Source organism: Halorubellus litoreus, from assembly GCF_037081675.1.
In the GTDB taxonomy this organism is placed as follows: domain Archaea; phylum Halobacteriota; class Halobacteria; order Halobacteriales; family Natrialbaceae; genus Halorubellus; species Halorubellus litoreus.
Genome location: NZ_JAZAQL010000003.1, coordinates 555912 through 575373, shown reverse-complemented (window position 1 = coordinate 575373; position 19462 = coordinate 555912). Strand labels below are relative to the sequence as shown.

Here is a 19462-nt window from a genome sequence, read left to right as displayed (position 1 = left end):
GTATGGAGTCGCAACTCCCGGGCACGGACCCGCGGCAGTCCGACCGACCCGCAGCACCGGTCGAACCGAACGTCGACGACCGATACCTCGTCGTCGGCGGCGGCCGACGCGGTCGCGCACTCGCCGACAGCCTCGCCAGTCACCACACCGTCGTCCACGTCGACACCGACCCCGACGCCGTCGCAGACGTCGCCAACTACGACGCCGCGCACGTCCCCGACGAGGCAGCGCTCGTCGCACAGGTCGTCGCGCACGCCGCCCCCACCGACCCGCTCGTCGTCCTCGCCCCGACGGACGCCCGAACGCTCCTGCTCGTCCAACGCCTCCGAACGACCGGCGCGTTCGAGCGGATCTACGCGGCGCTGCAGGACCCACGGAACGCAGCCGCGTTCGCGATACCCGACGTCGAGGTCGTCTGTCCGGGCGACGCCATCGCCGCCGCCATCGCCACCGGTCGGACGAACGTCCACCGCGACGACTGACCGCGAGTCCCGCGACTGACCGCGGTCAGTCCGCGGACGGCCGGCCAGCGTCCTCGGCGAGGAACGCCGTCTCGTACACCTGCGAGTACGTCAAGAGGAACGCGAGCGCCGCGAGCACGGCGACGAACGCGAACGGGACCGCGAACCCGAACCGGATGAGGTACCCGGCCGCGAGCGGCCCGAGCGCGACACCGAACCCGAACGCGGTCGTCAGGACCGACAGCGTCGTGCCGGACTGCCCGCGCCGCGCCAGGTCACCGGCGAGCGCGAGCCCCGGCGCGAACACCATCGCGACCGAGATACCCTGGAGGAGTCGGAGGAGTATCATCAGGAGCGCGGCGGCGTTCACGCCGAGAATCGTCGCGGGCAGCACGCTCTGGGCCGCCGGCACGTACCCCTGCGCGAGCACGCTCGGGACGAGGAGCGCGAACCCGGCGACGAGGAACGGCCGCCGCCCGTACCTGTCGCTCGCCCGCCCGATGGGGACCTGGAAGAGGACGTTCGCGATGACGACCGCCGCGAACTGCACGCTGAACAGGAACGGTCCCTGGCCGAGCGCCTGATTAACGACCTCCTGGAGCGTCGCGTAGATCGCGATACCCGTCGCCATGAAGAACGTCCCGACGCCGACGACGAACACGGGGTCGAACAGCTGGTCGCGACCGAAGATAGCCACGGAGAGGTCGTCCGTGGCGGCGGCATCACCGGTCTCCGGGTCGTCGACGAGCCACGACACGAGCGCGAACGAGACGATTGCTCCAGCGACGGCGACCATGAACGCCGCGTCGAACCCCGAGATGGCCGCGCCCGCGATCTGGTACGTGACGACCTCGTTCGACGCGAACCCGCCCGTGATGAGGACGCCAGCGATGATGGGCCCGAACCCGAACCCGATGAGGCGGAACGTGTTGAACACGCCGAAGTTCCCGCCGCGCTGGCTCGCGTCCGTCGAGTACTCGTTCACGAGCGCGATCGTGACCGGTACGGTCAACGCCGCGCCGATGCCCTGGAACGCGCGCAGGCCGACGATACCCCAGTACGAGGACGCGAACGGGTAGAGCGCGCTCGCGACGCCGAACACGACGAGGCCGCCGAGGATGAACACCTTCCGCTTCCCGGAGCGGTCGCTGGCTCGACCCGCGAACTGCTGGAGCGAACTGTTCAGCAGTCCGAACAACGACAGTACGACGCCGATGAGTAACTCGGTCGAGAACCCTTCCAGGCCCGCGAGCGACACCTCGCCGCTCGCGATGTACAGCGGAAGGACGATGACGAGGAAGGAGTTCCCGAGCGAATCCGCGAGTCGCGCCATCGCGAGCGCGAACACGCGATTGTCCGTCCCAAGTACCATCCTGGAGAGCGTTACCCCTGCAGTCGCTTCAAGGACGTGGAATCGCTGTCGCCTTGCCGCCGCCGCTCGCTCGACGACCCAGTTCGCTGATGCGGGCCGACGGGTGAGGGCCGACGGGACGGACTACGTGCCTGGTACCAAAGCACAATCACCTTGCCGCTGGAACGCGATACGGTACCTATGGCACCCCACCGGGTGGTGTGCGTCGACGACGAACCAGCGTTCGCTGACCTGACGGCGACGCAACTGGAGCGTCACGGTGACGTCACCGCCACAGGTTTCACGGACCCGAACGAGGCGCTCACCGAGCTCGAGAACGCCGATTGCGTCGTCAGCGACTACGACATGCCGGGGATGACCGGGCTCGAGTTCCTGGAGACCGTCCGCGAACGCCACCCTGACCTCCCGTTCGTGCTCTTCACGGGGAAGGGGAGCGAGGAGGTGGCGAGCGACGCCATCTCGAAGGGCGTCACGGAGTACCTCCAGAAGTCGACGGACGCCAGCCAGTACGAGGTGCTCGCGAACCGCGTTCTGAACGCCGTCGACAGGTATCACGCCGAGAAGGAACTCGACCGCGAGCGGACGCTCGTCGACCGCATCGTCGAGATGACGCCCGTCGCCATCGTCGTCCACGACCAGGACGGGGACGTGGTGGTGGCGAACCGGCGCGCTCGCGACCTCCTCCGGATGCCGACGGCGTCGCTGCACGTTCGAGCGTACGATACGAGCGACTGGACGCTCTGCGCGCCGGACGGAACGCGCCTGGACGCGGCGGACCTCCCCGTAGCGCGCGTCCTCGAAACCGGCGAGGAACTCAGGGGCGAGCGGTACGTCATCGAGGTCGAGGACGCGCGCGAGGAGATCGTCCTGAACGCCGAACCACTCGTCGGCGACGACGGCACCGTCGAGCGCGTCGTCGTGGTGTTCGCGACGAGCGAGGAGATCGCCACGTACGTCGACTGACCGCGGCGCCACCACCCGCCGAGTTCTCGTCTGCTCTCACCGGGAGCTACGAGTCGCCATCGCTCAGGCGACGTACAGGAGCGGGACCATCACCGTGAACCCACCGAGTAGTCCGCCCGCGAGTTCGCGGTAGCCCTTCCCGTCGAGGTCTTTGCCTGCCTCGAGCGCCTCGGGGACGAACTCGGTGAGGACGAGGTACACCATCGCGCCGGCGGCGAACCCGAACCCGAACGGGAGGAACTCCTCGGCGGCGCGAACGAACAGGAACGCGATGACCGCACCGATGGGTTGTGGGAGACTGGAGAAGATGGCGGCGCCGACCATCCGCCACTCGCTGACGTCCATCGCGCGCAGCGGGATGGAGATCGCGAGCCCCTCGGGGATGTTGTGGATGCTGATCGCGATCGTCATGAATATCGCGAGCACGGGGACGACGAGGCCGAACATCGGGACGCCGCCCTCGAAGCCGAGTTCCGCGAAGGAGACGCCGATGGCGACGCCTTCGGGGAACGAGTGCACGGTGAGCACGCCGAGGATGAGCACGAGCTTCTTCAGGTCGGCCTCCGCGAACGCGGCCGGGTCGAACCCGTGGTCGTGGCCGTCGTGGCCGTGACTGTCGTGGTCGTGACCGTCGTGGCCGTGTTCATCGTGGTCGTGGCCGTCGTGGCCGTGTTCGTCCGCGTCGTGGTCGGTGTGGTGATGGTCGTCGGTGTCGTCGTGGTGGTCGACCTCGGCGACGGGTTCGCCGCCGTCCGGTGCGGGTTCGCTGCCGCCGACGTGGACGCCTTCGAGGACGCGGTTCGCGACGACGACGAGCGCGACGCCCGCGAGGAGGCCGAGGACGAGGAGCCACGGGACGCCGGTTCCCGCGGACGCGGCGAGCCCTTCGTTGACGAGGCCGAAGAGGGACGCGGAGAGCATGATACCGGACGCAACGCCCCAGAGGGCGACGTTCCAGCGGTCGCTGACGTCGTCGAACAGGAAGAACGGGATCGCGCCGAGGCCGGTCGCGATCGCCGTGATCAGTCCGGCGACGAAGACGAACGCTAGTGCGGCGAACTCGACCATATCGAATGTCGGCGCGGCACCTCAATAAGACCTTTCATCTATGTGGTACGTTTTCGGTCGGCCTAGGTGCTAGGCCGACCAAAGACCCCGGTGAGCGACCCGACTGTCAGGCGCGGGACTCCAATCCGGCGTCTCCGTGCACGGGTCGCACACGAACGCCCTCCAGGCCGCCAAGGAGCTCTCGCAGACTGGGGACGGCCTCGAACCCGACGGCTACGAGGTCACCACGTACTGACGTCGCGGAAAACGCTGCAAGGACCGCTCTAGCGCGCGACGACGTCGACGAGTCGTTCGCCAGCGACCACCATCCCGACCGCCTGCGCGTAGTGGATCGCGCCGATGGCGAGCGCCGTCGCCCCGACCCAGAGTACCGCCGGAAGGAGGTCGAAGACGCCGACGGCGGCGAGTGCTTCCCACGCGGCCGGGGCGGCGATCTGGATGGGATACGTGCCGAGGAACGTCGTCCAGTACTGCAGCGACCCGTCGACGGGGCCGGCGCCGGCGACGAACATAACCGCCTGAAGGGCGAGGGCGGCGAAGACGTGGATGCGTCGGACCATACGATCGACAACCACCGTTTGACTGATAAGTCTGTTCCTGTATCTGTCCGTCGAACTGGTATCTATCCGTCGAACTGGACACTCCGGGCGCGTGACGTCCGGCCCGAGTCCATCGTTTCGAGGGACAAATCCCTTGTACCCCGTTGCCGTGTCGTGACGTGTGCGCCGTATTGCCATGCTCGTCCTGGCGTGGTTCGTGGTCGTCGGACTCGTCGCGACCAGCGGCTTCACGGGCGCCACCCCGCCGGCGGCCGAGGAGCCCCCGGACGCTCGCCTCGTCGACCCCATCGGCACGGGCAGTCACCTCTGGCCCTACACCAGCAAGGACACCAGCACCCAGGGACGAACGCTCGCCATCAACGTCGTCGTCATCGGCGACCCAGCGACCGTCAGGCGAGCGCTCGTCGACCGCTCCGACGTCAACTGGACTCGCGCACCACGCGACAAGGAACTCGAGGTCGGCGACGGCGGCACCCCGTGGCAGAACGCCAGCGGCGCGAAGCGCTACACGTACGTCCGCCCGGCCGGCAGCGACGCGGGTCGCTGGGTCGCCTCGTCGTACCAGCTCAGTACCGGTCGCTACCTCGGGAGTCGCGTTCACGTGCGAGCCTACCAGTCCCCGAACGCGAACTGGACGGGCATCCAAGCGCACGAGGAGTACTGGGACTGGTACCGCCTCCGACACACGGTGACGGGCGTCCCCGAGGCCGGACGGTTCGTCGAACGCGACCTCCGCGATGAACCGTTCGTCGACGAGATCGACCGCCAGTACCACGGCCAGGGCGGTGGCGGTGGTCACGGCTGGCTGACGGTCGTCCAGTTCGCGAGCGTCGTCGTCGTCGGGTCCGCGTTCGCGAACGAACGAAACGTCGAACCCGAGGACGTCGCGATGCCGGCCGCAGTCGTCGCGACCGTCGTCGGGGTTCGCGGCGCCGGCCTCCTCATGGAGTCCCACCTCGGTGGCGTCTCACCGAAGGTCATCGCGGGCGTCCTCTACCCGATCCTCGTGTTCGCGCCGGTCGCCGCACTGTTCCTGACGCGAGACCGGCCAGCGACCCGGACCGCGCTCCTCGCAGCCGCCGCGCTCGGGTTCGCTATCCTCCACGACATGAGCACGATCGGCGTCCGCCAGGTCCCCGTACGGCTCGCACTCCACCGCGTCGTCCTCGTCACGTCGTTCGGCGTGCTCGCGTACGCGATCGCGGAGGACGACCGCCGACTGAAGGCGTTCGGTGCGATCTCGTACCTCCTCGTCCTCGTCGCACCGCTCGTCAAGTTCGTGTAGTCACGGGGAACGGCGCACGCTCGCCGGTCACCGAGCGCCGACGTGGTCGACCGGACGCGAGTCGAGAGCGACGTCGGTGTCGGTCTCGACCGCGTGGAAGACGACGACGCCGTCGTTCTCGTACGCACGCTCCCAGTCCGCGGACGCCTCGAACGAGCGATCGAGGACGCCGAACTGCTTCGCTGGATGGCCGCGCACGGTGTACGACCCCTTCGGGACGACGACGTACTCCGGGACGCGAGAGACGTTCGTCGACGCCGCCTCGACGCAGCGAGCGGTCTGACAGCGCGAAGACGTTTCGTACGCCCGGATGTGGTCGTAGAAGAGGTCCGGGTTCCGCCACTCGACCCCCCACGGCCCGACGACGATCGTGCGGTCAGCGAGCAGCGGGAACCACTCCGCGGCGTCACCGAGGACGACGAACGTCGCGTCCTCGTCGGTCTCGCGCTCCGCCCACTCCATCGCTTCGACGGACTCGTCGTCGAGGAACTCGGGCGTCGTCGGGTCGCTCTCGAGCGTCATCTCGTGCGCGAGGTACGCGCCGCCGACCGCGGTCGACAGGACGAGGCAGACAGCGGCGACCGCACCGATGGTCGCGTGCTCGTCGACGCTGAGCGACCGTGCGACGTCCGACGCGACCCCGACGACGTTCGTTCGGTCGACGACGTCCACGACCGTCGCCGCGATCGCGAACGCACCGACTGCGTACGAGAACCGCGGTTGCTTGAACGCCAGTTCGGCGAACGCGAGCCAGAGCGGGACGAAGACTCGACGACGGAACAGGAGGTACGCGCCGGCGGCGAGTGGGACGAGTACGGCCAACGACGCGTACCCGATGATGGCGTTCGCGCCACCGCCGACGCCGCCGTGCGTGCCCGCGGCGGACGTGAACTGGTCGACGCCGAACGTCGCGATCGCCCACGCGATCCAGGGGGACGCGATGACGGCCCCGCCGAGCCCGATGACGAGCCCGCGTCCGAACCCGGCGACGGTCCGGGACTCGGCGAGGTAACAGATGAGAATCGAGCCCGCGGCGAACACGGTGTACGTCGGGTGCGAGAGGACCGTGCACCCGAACGCGACAGTCGCGACCACGACCGGTCGCAGCCGCTCGGTGGTGAACGCGCGGTACGCGGCGGAGATCGCGACGAGCGCGTACAGGAACGCAAACCCGCGGACCACGCCGCCAGCGGAGACGTGCCACTGGAGTACCTGCGGGTTCAGGCTGAGTGCGACCGCGACGGCAGCGCCCGCGGGCCGCGAGTCAGTGAGGTCGCGGCCGAGGACGTACGCGGGGATCGTCGCGAGGACGACCGCGAGCCCGGGGAGGACGCGCGCGATCGTCACCGGTTCAGCGCCGAGTTCGAGGAGGACCGCGACGACGTAGAACTGGAGGGGCGGATAGGAGAACGGGACGCCGTCGCTCGTGTAGTGCTCGACGTTCGTCGGTGGCACGAACCCGTTCGCCGCGATCTGCTCGGCGAACTCGACGTACAGTCCCGCGCCGAACGCGGGGTACGCGTTCGTCGACAGGTAGATGCTGACGGCGACGAGCGCCGGGAGCATCGAGAGCGCGATCCACCCGCGGTCGCGGGACGTGACCGGGGTGACTCGTTCCAGTCGACCGAAGGCGCGCTCCGACCGCACCCGGATCCAGGACGACACGCTCATGAATCACGTCGGAAGGTGACGGGCAGCCGGAGGCCGAGACTGAAGCTCGCCCAGTGGTACTCGAGGACCACCCACGCGGGAACCACGAGGCCGACGAGGACCGCGGCGATAGCGTGCGGCGTCTCCACCCAACGCGGGAAGACGTACGCGATCGCGTTCCGGAGACTCTGCGGGAGCAACGAGCCCCCGCCACTGCCGCCACCAGCCGTTGCGGTGTGGTTCGCGAGGTCGGCGGACGCGGCGCTCGGCCCGCCCGCGCTCTCGTCGCCCGTCCCGAGTCGCTCGGCTTCGTACGGGAACCCGATGGAGGCCGTCCAGACGACCTCGCCCTCGGGGTTCACCTCGAACACGCGGTCACCGTGCGAGTCCGTGATGAGCGTGTTCCCGTTCGGGAGACGGTCGGCGTCCCGCGGCCACGTCATCCGGGCGTCCGACCACGTCCACGAGCGCTTCCACTTGCCGTCCTCTCGCTGGTACTCGACGACGCGACCGTTCTCGGAGTCGGCGACGAGGATCGCTGGGCCGCCCTCCTCCTCGGGGATGAAGTCGGGGTTGTGCTGCTCGTAGAGCGTGCTGTGGTTGCCGTCCGCCCCGAGCGTCCAGTCCTCCATCAAACCGTCCTCGAAACTGATGAAGACGACCTGGTCCTGGTTCCGGAGGTCCGCCATGACGGCCGCCTCGCCGTCCACCTCGACGTACTCGACGTCGTTCAGGTGCGTCCAGTCCTCGGGGTACGGGCCGCCGGATTCGACGTCGAAGTCCGACTGAGCGTCCCACTCCCACGTGACGAGGTCCGTGGTCGTATTCACGACGTACACGCGGTCCTGCGAGATGTCGGCGACGAGCAGTCGGTGCTCGTCGATGCGGTCGACGTCGTGCCAGCGCGTCGAATGTTTTCCTGGAGTGATACGACTGTAGACGGTGGTGCGGTTCCCGGTCGTGAGATTCACCCGGACGACGCCGTTCTCCGTACACGGCCCGTCGCCGTTGCAGGACTCCCGATCGAGGTGGTCAGCATACACGAACTCGACGGTGTTTTTCGTCCCCTTCACGGGGTCGACGTCCCAGTATCGCGTGTGGCGGTTCTCGTAGTAGTAGATGCTGCCGTCCGGCGCGAAGGCGGCGAGTTCCGCCATCGCGCGCGGGGCGTCGTTGTCGTCGCTGACGAAGGCGTTCGAGTCGGTCCCGACGACCGTCACGTCGTCGCGTTCGCCGACGACGGGGGACGTGTTCCCGGAGCGGAACGCCTGTTCGACGGCCGGGTCGCCAGTGACAGCGTCGCTGGTTCGTTGCGCATCCACGTAGCCGACGACGAGGACCCCGGTGGCCAGGAGAACGAGGAGGGCGAAGAGACCGCGAAGCGACTGCCGACGCGTGACCATACGTAGAGCATTCAGGACGCCATCTTGAAACATCCACCTAATCCGACGGAACCGATAATAAATCGCGTGACACGTTACGCGTCCTCTACGTTCGGTTAGGTACCCAAGTGATTTGACGCAGACTCATCTAGACTCAGGTGAATGGACCCGCTACAGTCTCCCCGACCGACCCGACGCCAGGTCCTCGGGGCCACCGCCACCGTCGGTCTGGCGGGCGCGAGCGGCTGCATGCGGCGGCTCAGGTCGATCACCGGCTGGCAGTCGCGGTCGCGGGTATCGCTCGAGATCAAGACCGCGCCCGCAGACAGCGACCCGTACGCCCTCCGCATCGCGCGCCAGCTCGCGTCCTGGTACGACGCGGTCGGGATCGACGCATCGGTCGTCCCCCTCGCCGAGGAGGAACTCTACCGAAAGCTCCTCCTCGACCACGACTTCGACGTGTTCGTCGGCCGACTCACCCCGGGTATCCGGCGACCGGACGACCTCTACGCCCTCCTGCACTCGCAGTACGCGAACGCGCCAGGCTGGCAGAACCCGTTCGGGTACGCGAACCTCGGCGTCGACGAGCGACTGGTCCGCCAGCGACAGACGACCACCACGAGGCGACAGCGGACGGTCGCACGACTCCAGCGCTCGATCGCGCGAACGCAGCCGTTCACGACGCTGGTCGCACCCGACGACGTCCGCGCAGTCAGGACGTCGCGATTCGACGGCTGGACGACGGGGGCGCTCGACGCACCGACCGGCTTCCTCGCGCTCCAGCCAGCCCCAGGCGCGTCGTCGTACGAGACGGAGACGCTCCGCGTCGTCGTCACCGACGACCGCGTGACGGAGAACCTGAATCCGCTCGCGGTCGAGTACCGGCGCGGCGGGTTCGTGATGGACCTCCTCTACGACTCGCTCGGGTACGCGACCGCCGACGGTACCGTCGAGCCGTGGCTCGCGGCGTCGTGGGACGTGACGACGAACGACCCTGCGCCGACGGCGACCGTCACGCTGCGCGAGGACCTGACGTGGCACGACGGCGAGCCGTTGACGGCCGGTGACGTCGCGTTCACGTTCCGGTTCCTCGCCGATACGACGCTCGACGACGGATCCAGTGGCGGGACGTCGACGGGCACGACAACGACGACCGTTCGAACGGACGCGAGTGGCGGGACGACGCCCACGGCCACGACGAACACCGACACTCGTACGCTCCCCGCCCCGCGGTTCCAGGGGCGTGCCGGCCTCGTCCGGGACGCGAGGGTTCTCGACGAACAGACCGTCGAGATGCAGTTCGTGAACTGCGAGCCGCACGTCGCGAAGCACGCGTTCACCGTGCCGCTGCTCCCCGAGCACGTCTGGGTGGAGCGAACCGGGAAGGCGTCGATCAGCGGAATCGAGTTCGGGGCCGCAACCGAGGCGCTCGTCACCGACAACGTCCCACCGGTCGGGAGCGGCGCGTTCGAGTACGCGTCGCACGCGCCACGCGAGTCGCTCGAACTCGAGCGGTTCGACGAGTACTTCCTGGAACGCGATACCGCCCCGAACGTCGGCCGGCATCTCGGGGACGGCCCTGCGTTCGACCGGCTCTCCGTGCAGACGGTCGGGTCCGACTCGACGGCCGTCGAGATGGTCGCGGACGACGAGGCCGACGTGACCGGGACGCCCGTCGGAGCGAGCACCGTCCCACGTATCGGGCGGTCGAACGACCTCGACCTCCTCGTCGCTCCGTCCGACCAACCGTACGTCGTCGGGTACAACGCGGAACGCGAACCGCTCACCAATCCGCGATTCCGGAACACGCTCGCTCGCCTCGTCGACCAGTCGTCCATCGCAAACGACACGTTCACGAGGTACGCCACGCCGGTCGCGAGTCCGCTCGCGGGCACGCGCTGGCTCCCCGACGACCTCGCGTACGACGAAACCCACCCCGTCACGCCGTTCCTGGGCGAGGACGGAGAACTGAACGTCCGGAAGGCCCGTCGCGTCTTCCAGGAGGCCGGCTTCGAGTTCGCGGACGGCCACATGGTGCGTACCGACTGATGACGCTCCTCGAGACCCTCACGTCGATCGGCGTCGTCGTGCTATCGCTGCACTGCGTCGGTGCAGTGACGATAGTCGGCCGTCACCGCCTCCGAGCGTGGCGACCGCGACTCCGCTCAAACCTCGAGCGATCCTGGCGGATCGCTGTCGCGCTCGTCGTCGTCCTCGCGTTGAACAAGGTCGTTCGCGACGTCGGCGTGGAACTGTCGTGGTTGATCGGTGCGAAGATCACGGGCACCATCTACGCGCTCGAGGGCGGTCTCGTCGCGACGATACAGTCGTTCGCGACACCACCGTTGACGACGTACTTCGGATTCATGTACGTGTACGGGTACACGTTCCTGCTGACGTTCCCACTCCTTGCGTACGGCCTGCATCGGGACTGGCGACAGCTGCGGGTTCTCCTGGTCGCGTACGCGCTGAACTACGCCGTCGGGCTCGTGTTCTACGTCGCGTTCGTCGCGTACGGCCCCCGGAACTTCATGCCCGAGCAAGTGCAGTCGCTCCTGTACGTGCAGTGGCCGGACGTCCAGCTCGTGACGAGTCGCGTGAACCGGAACACGAACGTCTTCCCGAGCCTCCACGCGTCGCTGTCGGCGACGGTCGCTCTCGTCGCGTACCGGTTCCGCGAGTCGTACCCGGCCTGGACACCGATCGCGACCGCGTTCGCGGCGTCGATCGCGCTGGCAACGATGTACCTCGGCATCCACTGGTTCACCGACGTCGTCGTCGGGATCGCGCTCGCCGTTGCGAGCGTCGCGGTCGGCACCCGGTTCGTGCCACTCGTGGACGACGCATCGTCGGTACGGTAGAGCGACGTGAACGAGAGCGTCGACCGCGGCGACTGACGCGTCGGCGGAACGCCGAAGGCCTCCAACGAAGCGAGGTGACCGAACGCGGTCGAGGTCACTCATCGGCGAACGAACCCGTAGTCGCGAGTATCGAGGGCCGCCCCTCGGACTACTGTCAGTACTCTCCGGGGTCGGGGTCGTTCGTCGACGTCTCGGCTGGCGGTTGTTTCTCCGAACCGAACGCGGGCATGGCGGGGTCTCGGTACGGCGACCGACCGAGGACGGCGCCCTCGAGGTCCTGTTCGACGAGTTGCTCGCGGAGCGTGCGCTCCATCCGGTTGAGTTTCGTCACGTCGAGGTCGAGACCGTCGAGGAGGTCGCGGAAGTCCGACTCGTCGGACAGCGAGTCGTAGCGGTCGTACAGCGACGCCATCTCGTCGGGGTTCAGGCTGGCGACGAACTCCTGGTCCTGGAGGCCGAGTTGCTTCTCGCGTTCGTCGTCCACGACGTACTTCAGGACGACGAGCGCGACCTTCTCGATGGCGCGCTGACTCCCGAACACGGTGAGGTCGAGGTCCACCATGATCCCCATCGCGCGGTCGCGCTCCCACGGCGTCACGTCGAGCGCCGAGCAGTACGCGTGCGTGATACGGGCTTTCTCGAGGCGATGCATGCGTGCGCTGTGACCGGCCATCGCCGGGTGCTGTTCGTCGTGGAGGCGCCGGAGGTTCTCGCTGACGTCGCCGTGGGGGGAGTCCGGGCGGCCGATGATGGTCGCCGCGGGCGTCGCCACGTCCCACCGCCGGAACCGCTCGTCCTTCACGGCGTCCACGCGCGACAGCGACCCGTCTCCCGGGCCCGCACTCACGTCTCGGCGCTCGAACCCGTCGTCCACGTCCCTCGGGTCGTCGACGGACGCGGCAGACCGCTCGGTCATACGCAGACGCTACGACCCCGCCGGTACTTAAACCGTGGGACGACAGACGGCAGAAAGGACCTCGCGCGACGCCGAAAGACGGCGTCAACCTCCTCACCACGACCCATTGCGACCAGAATGACTTAAAGGATGTACTGGTGGTCGGTCTGCGAGGGAAGACCTCCAGCTCGCCGTCGGGTCAGACGCCACCCGTCGAGATTGAGTGCCCGACGAACCGCGCATCACCCGTCTCGTAGGAGACGAGTTCTATCGACATCCGCACGCCGCCATCTCCGTCGGTCTTCGCCCACTGCACGGGGATCTCGAGTTCGGGCGACAGGCAACCGGTCTCCGCGAGCTCGTCGCCGAAGTAGAACTCGTAGGTCAGGCACTCGACGCCACCGATGGTGTCGCGGCCGGTGACGGTGATGTTCCCGACCGCGTTCTCGAACTCGGCGCCGACCTCGAAGGGAACGTCGTTCTGGACGAAAATCCCGGATGCGTCCTGTGATTGGGCGACGAAGACGACGCCGCCCTCGTTCATGTTCTCGGACAGCACGTCGACGACGCTCTCGGGGTCGTTCGCCGACGCCGCGAACGTGTTCGTCGTGTCGCGAGCGTCGGACGTGTGCGAGATGGTCAACTCGGCGTCGTCGCCGTCGACGACCACGTCGACGACGGTGGTCGCGTTCTCGCCGTACGCGTACGTCCGGTACTCGTAGCGTTCGCTCCGGTCGAACTCGAGCATCGCTATCTCGGGGCGGTCAGCGACCGCCTCGCTTCCGTCGTCGTCGCCAGCACCGCCGCCGTCGCCGTCCGACGAGGCGTCGCCAGTATCGCCGCCCCCGCTGCCGTCACCGGCCGGTGCGTCGTCTCCCGACGGGTCGCTGGTCGTGGCGTCGGCGTCGCCGGCGCCGCCGCTGCAGCCCGCGAGCGCGACCATCGCGACCACACAGAGCAAGAGCAGGGTTCGTGTCATGACCTCGAGACGGTAACTGGTCATATCAACGTTACTGTGAGTCCCTCCTCGGTCGCCCCCTCACCGTCCTCAGAGCGGTCTCACCGCCGAGCTCGAGGGTGGACCGACACGCGTGCGAACGTTTTTCATCGACGGAACCGACGTCGTGGACGTGCCAGTGCTCCGACCCGTCGGCGTCGGCGTTCTCGCCTTCCCCGTCCTCGCCGGCGTGGCGTTGGCGACGTATCCGACCACAGTACTCGTCGTCGGCGTGCCCGTCGGCGTCGTCGTCGGCTTCGCGAGCGACGGGTGGCTGGCCGCCATCCTGAACGGCGTCCTCGCCGGGGTCGCCATCGGCGCACTCTTCTTCACCGCTGGCTACCTCCTCGTGACCAGTCAACCGCGGTTGGCTCCCGGCGCCGGCATCTCCCTGATGCTCATGGCTCTGGTCGCCGTCGCCTTCGTCGTCCAGAGCACGGTCTCCGCGCCGCTTGGAAACGTCCTCAAGCGATGACCGCACGCGACCGCGGACCGTGCGAGCACACCCCGAACGAGCCCTTCTCGCGGCGTTCCGCGAAGGAAACCCCTATGTTTTCGAATCGAAATACTCTCTCGTAGTGGTCCGGTACCAGAATCCAGTCCGCTTGCTGCTGCTCGCCGTCGGCATCCTCCTCGCCCGCCTGGGGTTGGTGCGCCGCGAGCACGTGGTGCGGACGACGGACCTCTCCTGGCCGCGCATCGTCACCGGCCTGGCGCGGATGTCGAAGAACGCCGTCGACGTGGCGATGGTCGGCATCGCGGTCGGCGAGGTCGCCATCGCGGGCGTCGGGTTCGCCGGGCCGTTCTGGGGGATCGCGTTCTCGCTCGGCGGCGGGTTCGCCGCCGGCACCATCGCACTCGTCTCTCAGGGATTCGGCGCGAACGCGCACGACGAGATCGGGCAAGCGATACGGTCGAGCGCCGTCATCGTTCTCGCGCTCACCCTCCCCGTCGCCGCCGTGTTCGCGTCCATCCCCCACGACCTCGTCGCGCTCATCGCGAACGACGAGGCGACCACGCGCGCCGGCGCCGACTACCTCCGCGTCGTCGCGTTCGGCGTCCCGTTCGCCGGCCTGAACCTCGTCGGAAGTCGCGTCTTCATCGGGGCGGACGACGCGTGGACGCCGATGCTCGTCCGCGGCGGCGGCGCCATCGTGAACATCCTCGCGAACGCCGTCTTCATCTTCGTCCTCGACATGGGCGTCACGGGCGCCGCGCTCGGGACGGTTCTCGCGAACGTCCTCGTCACCGCGACGTTCGTCGTCGCACTCCTCGCGGGCCGCATCCCCGGCGTCGGCGACCTCCCCGTCACGGTCGACCCGTTCGGAACCTACCTCCACTGGGACACCATCACGGACGTCTTCGAGATCGGGTTACCCGTCGTCGGTCGGAACTCGGTGTGGACGATAGCGAAGTTCCCGATGCTCGCCATCGTCGCGCTGTTCGGGCCGAGCGTCGTCGCCGCGTACGTCATCGTCCGCCGCATCATGGGCCTCATGAACACGCCCGGGTGGGGGTTCGCGCTCGCCGCGTCCAGCCTCGTCGGCCAGGAGCTCGGCGAGGGCGACGAGGCGGACGCGGAAGCGTACGCGAACGACATCCTCGTGTTCTCGCTCGCGACGTACGCCGTGTTCGCGGTGGTCGTCGCCGCGTTCGCCCAACCCATCGTCGAACTGTTCGTCGGCGCGGACGCGGACCCGAACACGGTCCCGACCGCTGTCGGACTGACGTACGCGGCGTGCGTCGCCGTGCTCGCCCAGAGCGTCAAGGGCACGGCCGCGGGGCCGCTCGACGCGTCGGGCGACACGAACGTCACGTTCTACAGTCAGGCCGTCGGCATGGTCGGGTTCGCCATCCCGCTCGCGTACGTCGGCGCGGTCGTCCCCGCGGTCGGTATCGCCGGCCTCTACCTGTCGTTCCTCGGCGAAGCACTCGTGCCGGCCGTCATCAACTTCTGGCGGTACCGCTCCGGGAAGTGGAAGGCCATCAGTCAGGAGTACAGGCCGGATTCGCCAGTTGCTGACGACTGATAGACGGGTGCACGAGACGGACGGTTCGTCGAGGCGGTGTACGTCGAAGCCCCCCCGGGTCTCCGATGCGAGTCGGTGGCACCGCGACAGACGGCGGTCGAGTCGAGCGGCCCACTGGTTCTATCAACCATTTCAACCCCCAGTGGGCCGCTCAAGCACTCCCTCTTGGATTCTCCGGGACCACTCTCGGAGTCGTCCGGAGTCACTCTTGGGTTCGGAAGCGGGCAACTTCCGTCCCACCCGAACGGAGCCGATGCGGACGGATTTACTCACTGCCTGACGCGGCTTCTCACCGGTCGAGAAGGTACGCACGCTGGCAGGTCCTGGACGGGGAGGGGATCCGCCTAAAGACATTAGTGTAACTGCCTCTTGAGGACTGTATCAAGAGTCGTCATCAGATGCTCGGCCCCGACTCCCTCTCGCTCGTCGTCAAACGCGCGGACTTCATCAGCGCACTCGCCGACCAACCGCTCGAGAAACGCGAGCTGACCGCGGAGCTGGATTACTCGCGAGCCACCGTGAACCGTGCAGTCGGCGAACTGGAGGACGCCGGCCTCGTCAGGGACGCGGCCGCCGGCCACGAACCGACGCTCGCGGCGACGCTCGCCGTCGAGACGTACCACGAGTTCGTCGCCACGGGGACCGACGTGCTCGACGCGAGGTCGCTGCTCGCCGGTCTCGACCACGACGCGGCCGTCGGGCCCGAACTCCTCGAAGCCGCAGACCTGTCCTCGGCCGACGACGCCGGGACGTACGCGAACTTCGAACGCGTCCGCGACTCCATCGACGATGCCGACGCCGTCCAGGTCGTCGTCTCGAGCGAACGTGCGCTCCCGGCGCTCGACCACTGGCAGAACGCGCTCGTCGCCGCGCCGGACGCGACCGTCGTCCTCGACGAGTCGCTCTACGAGTCGGTTCGCCGCGAGCACCGGTCGCTCTCCTGGCTCGCCGAACAGGGCGTCGACGTGCTCGCGGGTGACGCGCCGTCGTTCACGCTGGTTCTGGCCAGGGGCGACGGTGTCGAGGCCGTACACGTGTTGCTGTACGACGAGGACGCTGGCGGGTTCGGACTGGTCCGGAACGACTCGACGGCGGCGATGGAGTGGGCGAACGCACTCGTCGAGTCGGGCCGGGAGACCGCGGAAGCCGTCGGCGAGACGTTCGAGTCGACGTCGACGAGTGACGCGGCGTCGAGACGGCACGGCTGTCGTTCCACGTCACTCCCCCGGGTACTCGAAGCGGAAGGGTTCGTGTCGCTCTCGGAGTCGTACTTCGAGACCCATCGGTCGCGAGACCTGGCGACCGCGCTCCGAACGGGATTGACGCTCGCGGACGTCAGGGACGGACTCGCCATCGAGCGGCGCGTGCCCGACGAGTCCGCGTCGGAGTCGCTCACCGAGTCGCTCCTCGACCGCCTGGACGCGGGCGAGGACGTCGCGGTCGTCGGGCAGCCGGGTGCCGGGAAGAGCACGGTCTGCAAGGCCGTCGCCTGCGAGTGGGAGGACAGCGGACGCGGAACCGTCCTCTACCGGGCGTCCGGGCACCGACAGCCCGTCGAGTCGGTGGCGAGCCTCAGGGGATTCGTGCGCGAACGAACCGAAGACGTCCTCGTCGTCGTCGAGGACGCGGTCCGCCCGGAGGCGAACGCGGTCCTCGAGGTCGCCGCCGAGTACGCGTCCACCGACGACGTCCAGTTCCTCCTCGACGCCCGCGACTCGGACTGGAGCGAGACGCGACTCCTCCCCGTCGACGCGACCGTCCGCGAGTACAAGAACGACGGGGTCGCCGTCACGAGAGTGTCACCGCCGGACGCCGCCGAGTGTACGAGACTCCTCGAACGGTACGAGGCCGCGACCGAGACGACGCTCGACGTGACCGGCGAGGAACTCCTCGACGGCGTCGACGACGCGACGTCCGTGTCCGGCGGGATGTTCCTGCTCGCACACCACATCTGTCTCCGCGCCGACCCGCTCTCGGCGGCCGACGACGTCACGCCGACCCCGCTCGTCGAGGACGTCCAGCAGCGCATCAGGCCACTCCAGCGGGACGCCTCGGACGTCACGATAGCGACGGCGCTCCTGACGCAGTTCCTGACGGTCGCGGAGCTCCCGGTCCACGAGGAGTTCGTCCAGGCCCAGACCGTCGACGCGGACGTCACGACGGACGCCGTGCTGTCCGCACTGACCGAGCGACAGCTCGTCGTCGACGACGCGAGCGGCCTCAGAACGCCGCACAACCAGTGGGCGCACGTGTTCCTGACGGAGGCACTCGAGGTCCTCGTGGACGCACCCGAGCGACTCGGGGACGCGCTCGGGAACGTCCTCGACCTGACGGACGCGGACGCCCGGGCGGCGCTCGACGTCCGTACGCTGAACTCGCCGGTCCTCCAGCGTATCGCGTCGAACCCGACGGCGTGGGCGGACGACCTCGCGGACCAGCTGTTCGCGGCGACCGCGGGCTCGCTAGAGTTGGCGCCGTACTACGGGACGTTCGAGAACCCGACGTTCGACCTTCGCGACGCGTGCTCCGAGTCCACCGTCTTCGAGTGTGGGCACCGGCGCGCCGAACGGCTCTCTGACGCGGGCCACCTCGACGCTGCCGCTGCAGCGTTCCGCTCCGTCCTCGACGCCATCGACGCGCACGACGAGTCGTCGCGGTTCGACCGGCAGCGAGCGAACAGCCTGCTCGTCCTCGGGTCGGTCCTGGGGCGAGAGGGCGACCTCGACGCCTACGAGGACCACGTCGAACGCGCGCTCGAAATCCACCGCGAGAACGACCACGAGCACGGCATCGCTCGCTGTCACCTGGGGCTCAGCCAGATAGCGTTCCGGCGAGGGAACTACGACCGTGCGTCGGAACACGGGAAGACCGGGGCGTCGATGTTCGACGACCTCGGGGACCTGAGACGGAAGGCCAGGTGCCTTGAGTCCATCGCGGTCGACGAGTTCTCCACGGGCGACTACGATTCGGCTGAGACGTACGCGCGACGAGCGCTCGACATCCGGCACGAGGACGGGTCGAACTACGGGCTCACCAGCTGTTACGGGACGCTCGGTCGCATCGCGGAGCGACGCGGACGGCACGAGGACGCGATGACGTACCACCGGCGGTCGCTGACCGCGGCCGAGACCACGGGGAGCGACAAGTGGCGCGTGCAAGCCCTGAGCAACATGGGGAACGTCGCCATGCAGCTGGGACGGCTCGACGAGGCCGAAACGTACTTCGACAGGGCGGCCGGTCGAAACGAGTCCGTCGGCGAACCGAAGTTCGACGCCATCAGGAACGAGACGCTCGCGGAGGTCGCGCGGCGCCGCGGCGACCTCGGTTCGGCCGAGTCCCACGCCGACAGGGCGCTCGAGCAGGCGCGGGCTGCCGGTATCGAGCGCATCGAAGCGACGGTACGCACGCGCTTCGGGCAGCTCGCGTTGGCGCGCGATAACCACGAGACGGCTCGCGAGGAGCTCGCGGCCGCCCTGGAGACGTTCCGCGACCTCGGGGACGACCCCTGGCGGCTGAAGGCACGCATCAATCTCGCTCGCGTGGAACTCGCGGCGGGCGCGCTCGAGGCGGCCGCCGAGCACGCGTCGACGGCCGAGGAGTTGCTGGACGTGGAAGGGAGCGTCGCGCCGAACGCGCTGCTGTCGTGCGTCCGCGGCCGCATCAGCGAGCGACGAGGCGACAGCGAGCGAACGCGGGAGTGCTTCGCCGCCGCGGAATCGCTCGTCGACGAAGTCGTCGACCCGTACGTGCGGGCGGTCATCCATCAGCGAGTGGCGGCGTTCGCGAGGCGCGCCGGCAACGAGTCGAGCGCTATCGAGCACACCCGAACCGCGCTGGACCTCGCCGAGGCGGTCGGTGCCGAGCGAGTCGCGGCCGACGTTCGAGCGACGCTCGAGAGCGACACGTCACCGCCGCCCGCGGAGGACTGACGGCGTCCG

The 19462-nt window shown here is 68.5% G+C and carries 15 protein-coding genes; 8 read left to right on the top strand and 7 right to left on the bottom strand.

The genetic code is table 11. The annotated features are described in order from the left end of the window. Positions 1–2 precede the first annotated feature (2 nt). Positions 3–482 carry an NAD-binding protein gene (locus VYJ16_RS17525; RefSeq protein WP_336351604.1) on the top strand — a complete coding sequence of 160 codons (480 nt, stop codon included), beginning with the start codon at positions 3–5 and terminating at the stop codon, positions 480–482. 25 nt (positions 483–507) lie between these two features. Here the strand turns inward: VYJ16_RS17525 and VYJ16_RS17520 are convergent, their stop codons facing one another. After that, on the bottom strand, positions 508–1833 hold the full coding sequence (locus VYJ16_RS17520) for an MFS transporter (RefSeq protein WP_336351603.1): 1326 nt from the start codon (positions 1831–1833) through the stop codon (positions 508–510). 180 nt (positions 1834–2013) lie between these two features. Between VYJ16_RS17520 and VYJ16_RS17515 the strand changes: the two genes are divergently transcribed. Further along, complete coding sequence (locus tag VYJ16_RS17515) at positions 2014–2796, top strand: response regulator (RefSeq protein WP_336351602.1); 783 nt, start codon at positions 2014–2016, stop codon at positions 2794–2796. A 63-nt stretch (positions 2797–2859) separates the two neighbouring features. Here the strand turns inward: VYJ16_RS17515 and VYJ16_RS17510 are convergent, their stop codons facing one another. Both VYJ16_RS17510 and VYJ16_RS17505 read right to left on the bottom strand, forming a co-directional pair. Next, positions 2860–3864, bottom strand: a complete 1005-nt coding sequence (locus tag VYJ16_RS17510) for a ZIP family metal transporter (RefSeq protein ID WP_336351601.1) — start codon at positions 3862–3864, stop codon at positions 2860–2862. Between the two features lie 263 nt (positions 3865–4127). Continuing rightward, positions 4128–4424, bottom strand: a complete 297-nt coding sequence (locus VYJ16_RS17505) for a hypothetical protein (RefSeq protein ID WP_336351600.1) — start codon at positions 4422–4424, stop codon at positions 4128–4130. Positions 4425–4584: 160 nt separating this feature from the next. On the opposite strand from VYJ16_RS17505, the gene VYJ16_RS17500 reads away from it, so the two are divergent. After that, entirely contained in the window at positions 4585–5709 is a 1125-nt protein-coding gene (locus VYJ16_RS17500; protein WP_336351599.1) for a hypothetical protein, read from the top strand. Positions 5710–5736: 27 nt separating this feature from the next. Here VYJ16_RS17500 and VYJ16_RS17495 read toward each other — a convergent pair whose 3' ends face one another. Then, positions 5737–7380: an ArnT family glycosyltransferase gene (locus VYJ16_RS17495; protein WP_336351598.1), complete on the bottom strand. Its 1644-nt coding sequence runs from the start codon at positions 7378–7380 to the stop codon at positions 5737–5739. Beyond that, positions 7377–8762 carry an arylsulfotransferase (asst) gene (locus VYJ16_RS17490; protein ID WP_336351597.1) on the bottom strand — a complete coding sequence of 462 codons (1386 nt, stop codon included), beginning with the start codon at positions 8760–8762 and terminating at the stop codon, positions 7377–7379. The genes VYJ16_RS17495 and VYJ16_RS17490 overlap by 4 nt, the downstream gene beginning before the upstream one ends. Before the next feature lie 228 nt (positions 8763–8990). Between VYJ16_RS17490 and VYJ16_RS17485 the strand changes: the two genes are divergently transcribed. Continuing rightward, positions 8991–10790, top strand: coding sequence for an ABC transporter substrate-binding protein (locus tag VYJ16_RS17485; RefSeq protein ID WP_336351596.1), 1800 nt, complete (start codon positions 8991–8993; stop codon positions 10788–10790). Beyond that, positions 10790–11602 (top strand): phosphatase PAP2 family protein, encoded by an 813-nt coding sequence (locus tag VYJ16_RS17480; RefSeq protein ID WP_336351595.1) that lies wholly within the window; start codon positions 10790–10792, stop codon positions 11600–11602. The genes VYJ16_RS17485 and VYJ16_RS17480 overlap by 1 nt, the downstream gene beginning before the upstream one ends. A gap of 154 nt (positions 11603–11756) precedes the next feature. On the opposite strand, the gene VYJ16_RS17475 is transcribed toward VYJ16_RS17480, so the two are convergent. Both VYJ16_RS17475 and VYJ16_RS17470 read right to left on the bottom strand, forming a co-directional pair. After that, positions 11757–12518 (bottom strand): DNA-directed RNA polymerase subunit epsilon, encoded by a 762-nt coding sequence (locus VYJ16_RS17475; protein ID WP_336351594.1) that lies wholly within the window; start codon positions 12516–12518, stop codon positions 11757–11759. 178 nt (positions 12519–12696) lie between these two features. Then, on the bottom strand, positions 12697–13476 hold the full coding sequence (locus tag VYJ16_RS17470) for a hypothetical protein (protein WP_336351593.1): 780 nt from the start codon (positions 13474–13476) through the stop codon (positions 12697–12699). A 151-nt stretch (positions 13477–13627) separates the two neighbouring features. Between VYJ16_RS17470 and VYJ16_RS17465 the strand changes: the two genes are divergently transcribed. The 3 genes from VYJ16_RS17465 to VYJ16_RS17455 all read left to right on the top strand — a co-directional run bounded on the left by VYJ16_RS17465 (position 13628) and on the right by VYJ16_RS17455 (position 19453). Then, positions 13628–13969, top strand: a complete 342-nt coding sequence (locus tag VYJ16_RS17465) for a hypothetical protein (protein ID WP_336351592.1) — start codon at positions 13628–13630, stop codon at positions 13967–13969. A 103-nt stretch (positions 13970–14072) separates the two neighbouring features. Next, a complete protein-coding gene (locus tag VYJ16_RS17460; protein WP_336351591.1) occupies positions 14073–15524 on the top strand; it encodes an MATE family efflux transporter in 1452 nt (483 codons plus the stop codon). 398 nt (positions 15525–15922) lie between these two features. Beyond that, complete coding sequence (locus tag VYJ16_RS17455) at positions 15923–19453, top strand: tetratricopeptide repeat protein (RefSeq protein ID WP_336351590.1); 3531 nt, start codon at positions 15923–15925, stop codon at positions 19451–19453. Positions 19454–19462 lie beyond the last annotated feature (9 nt).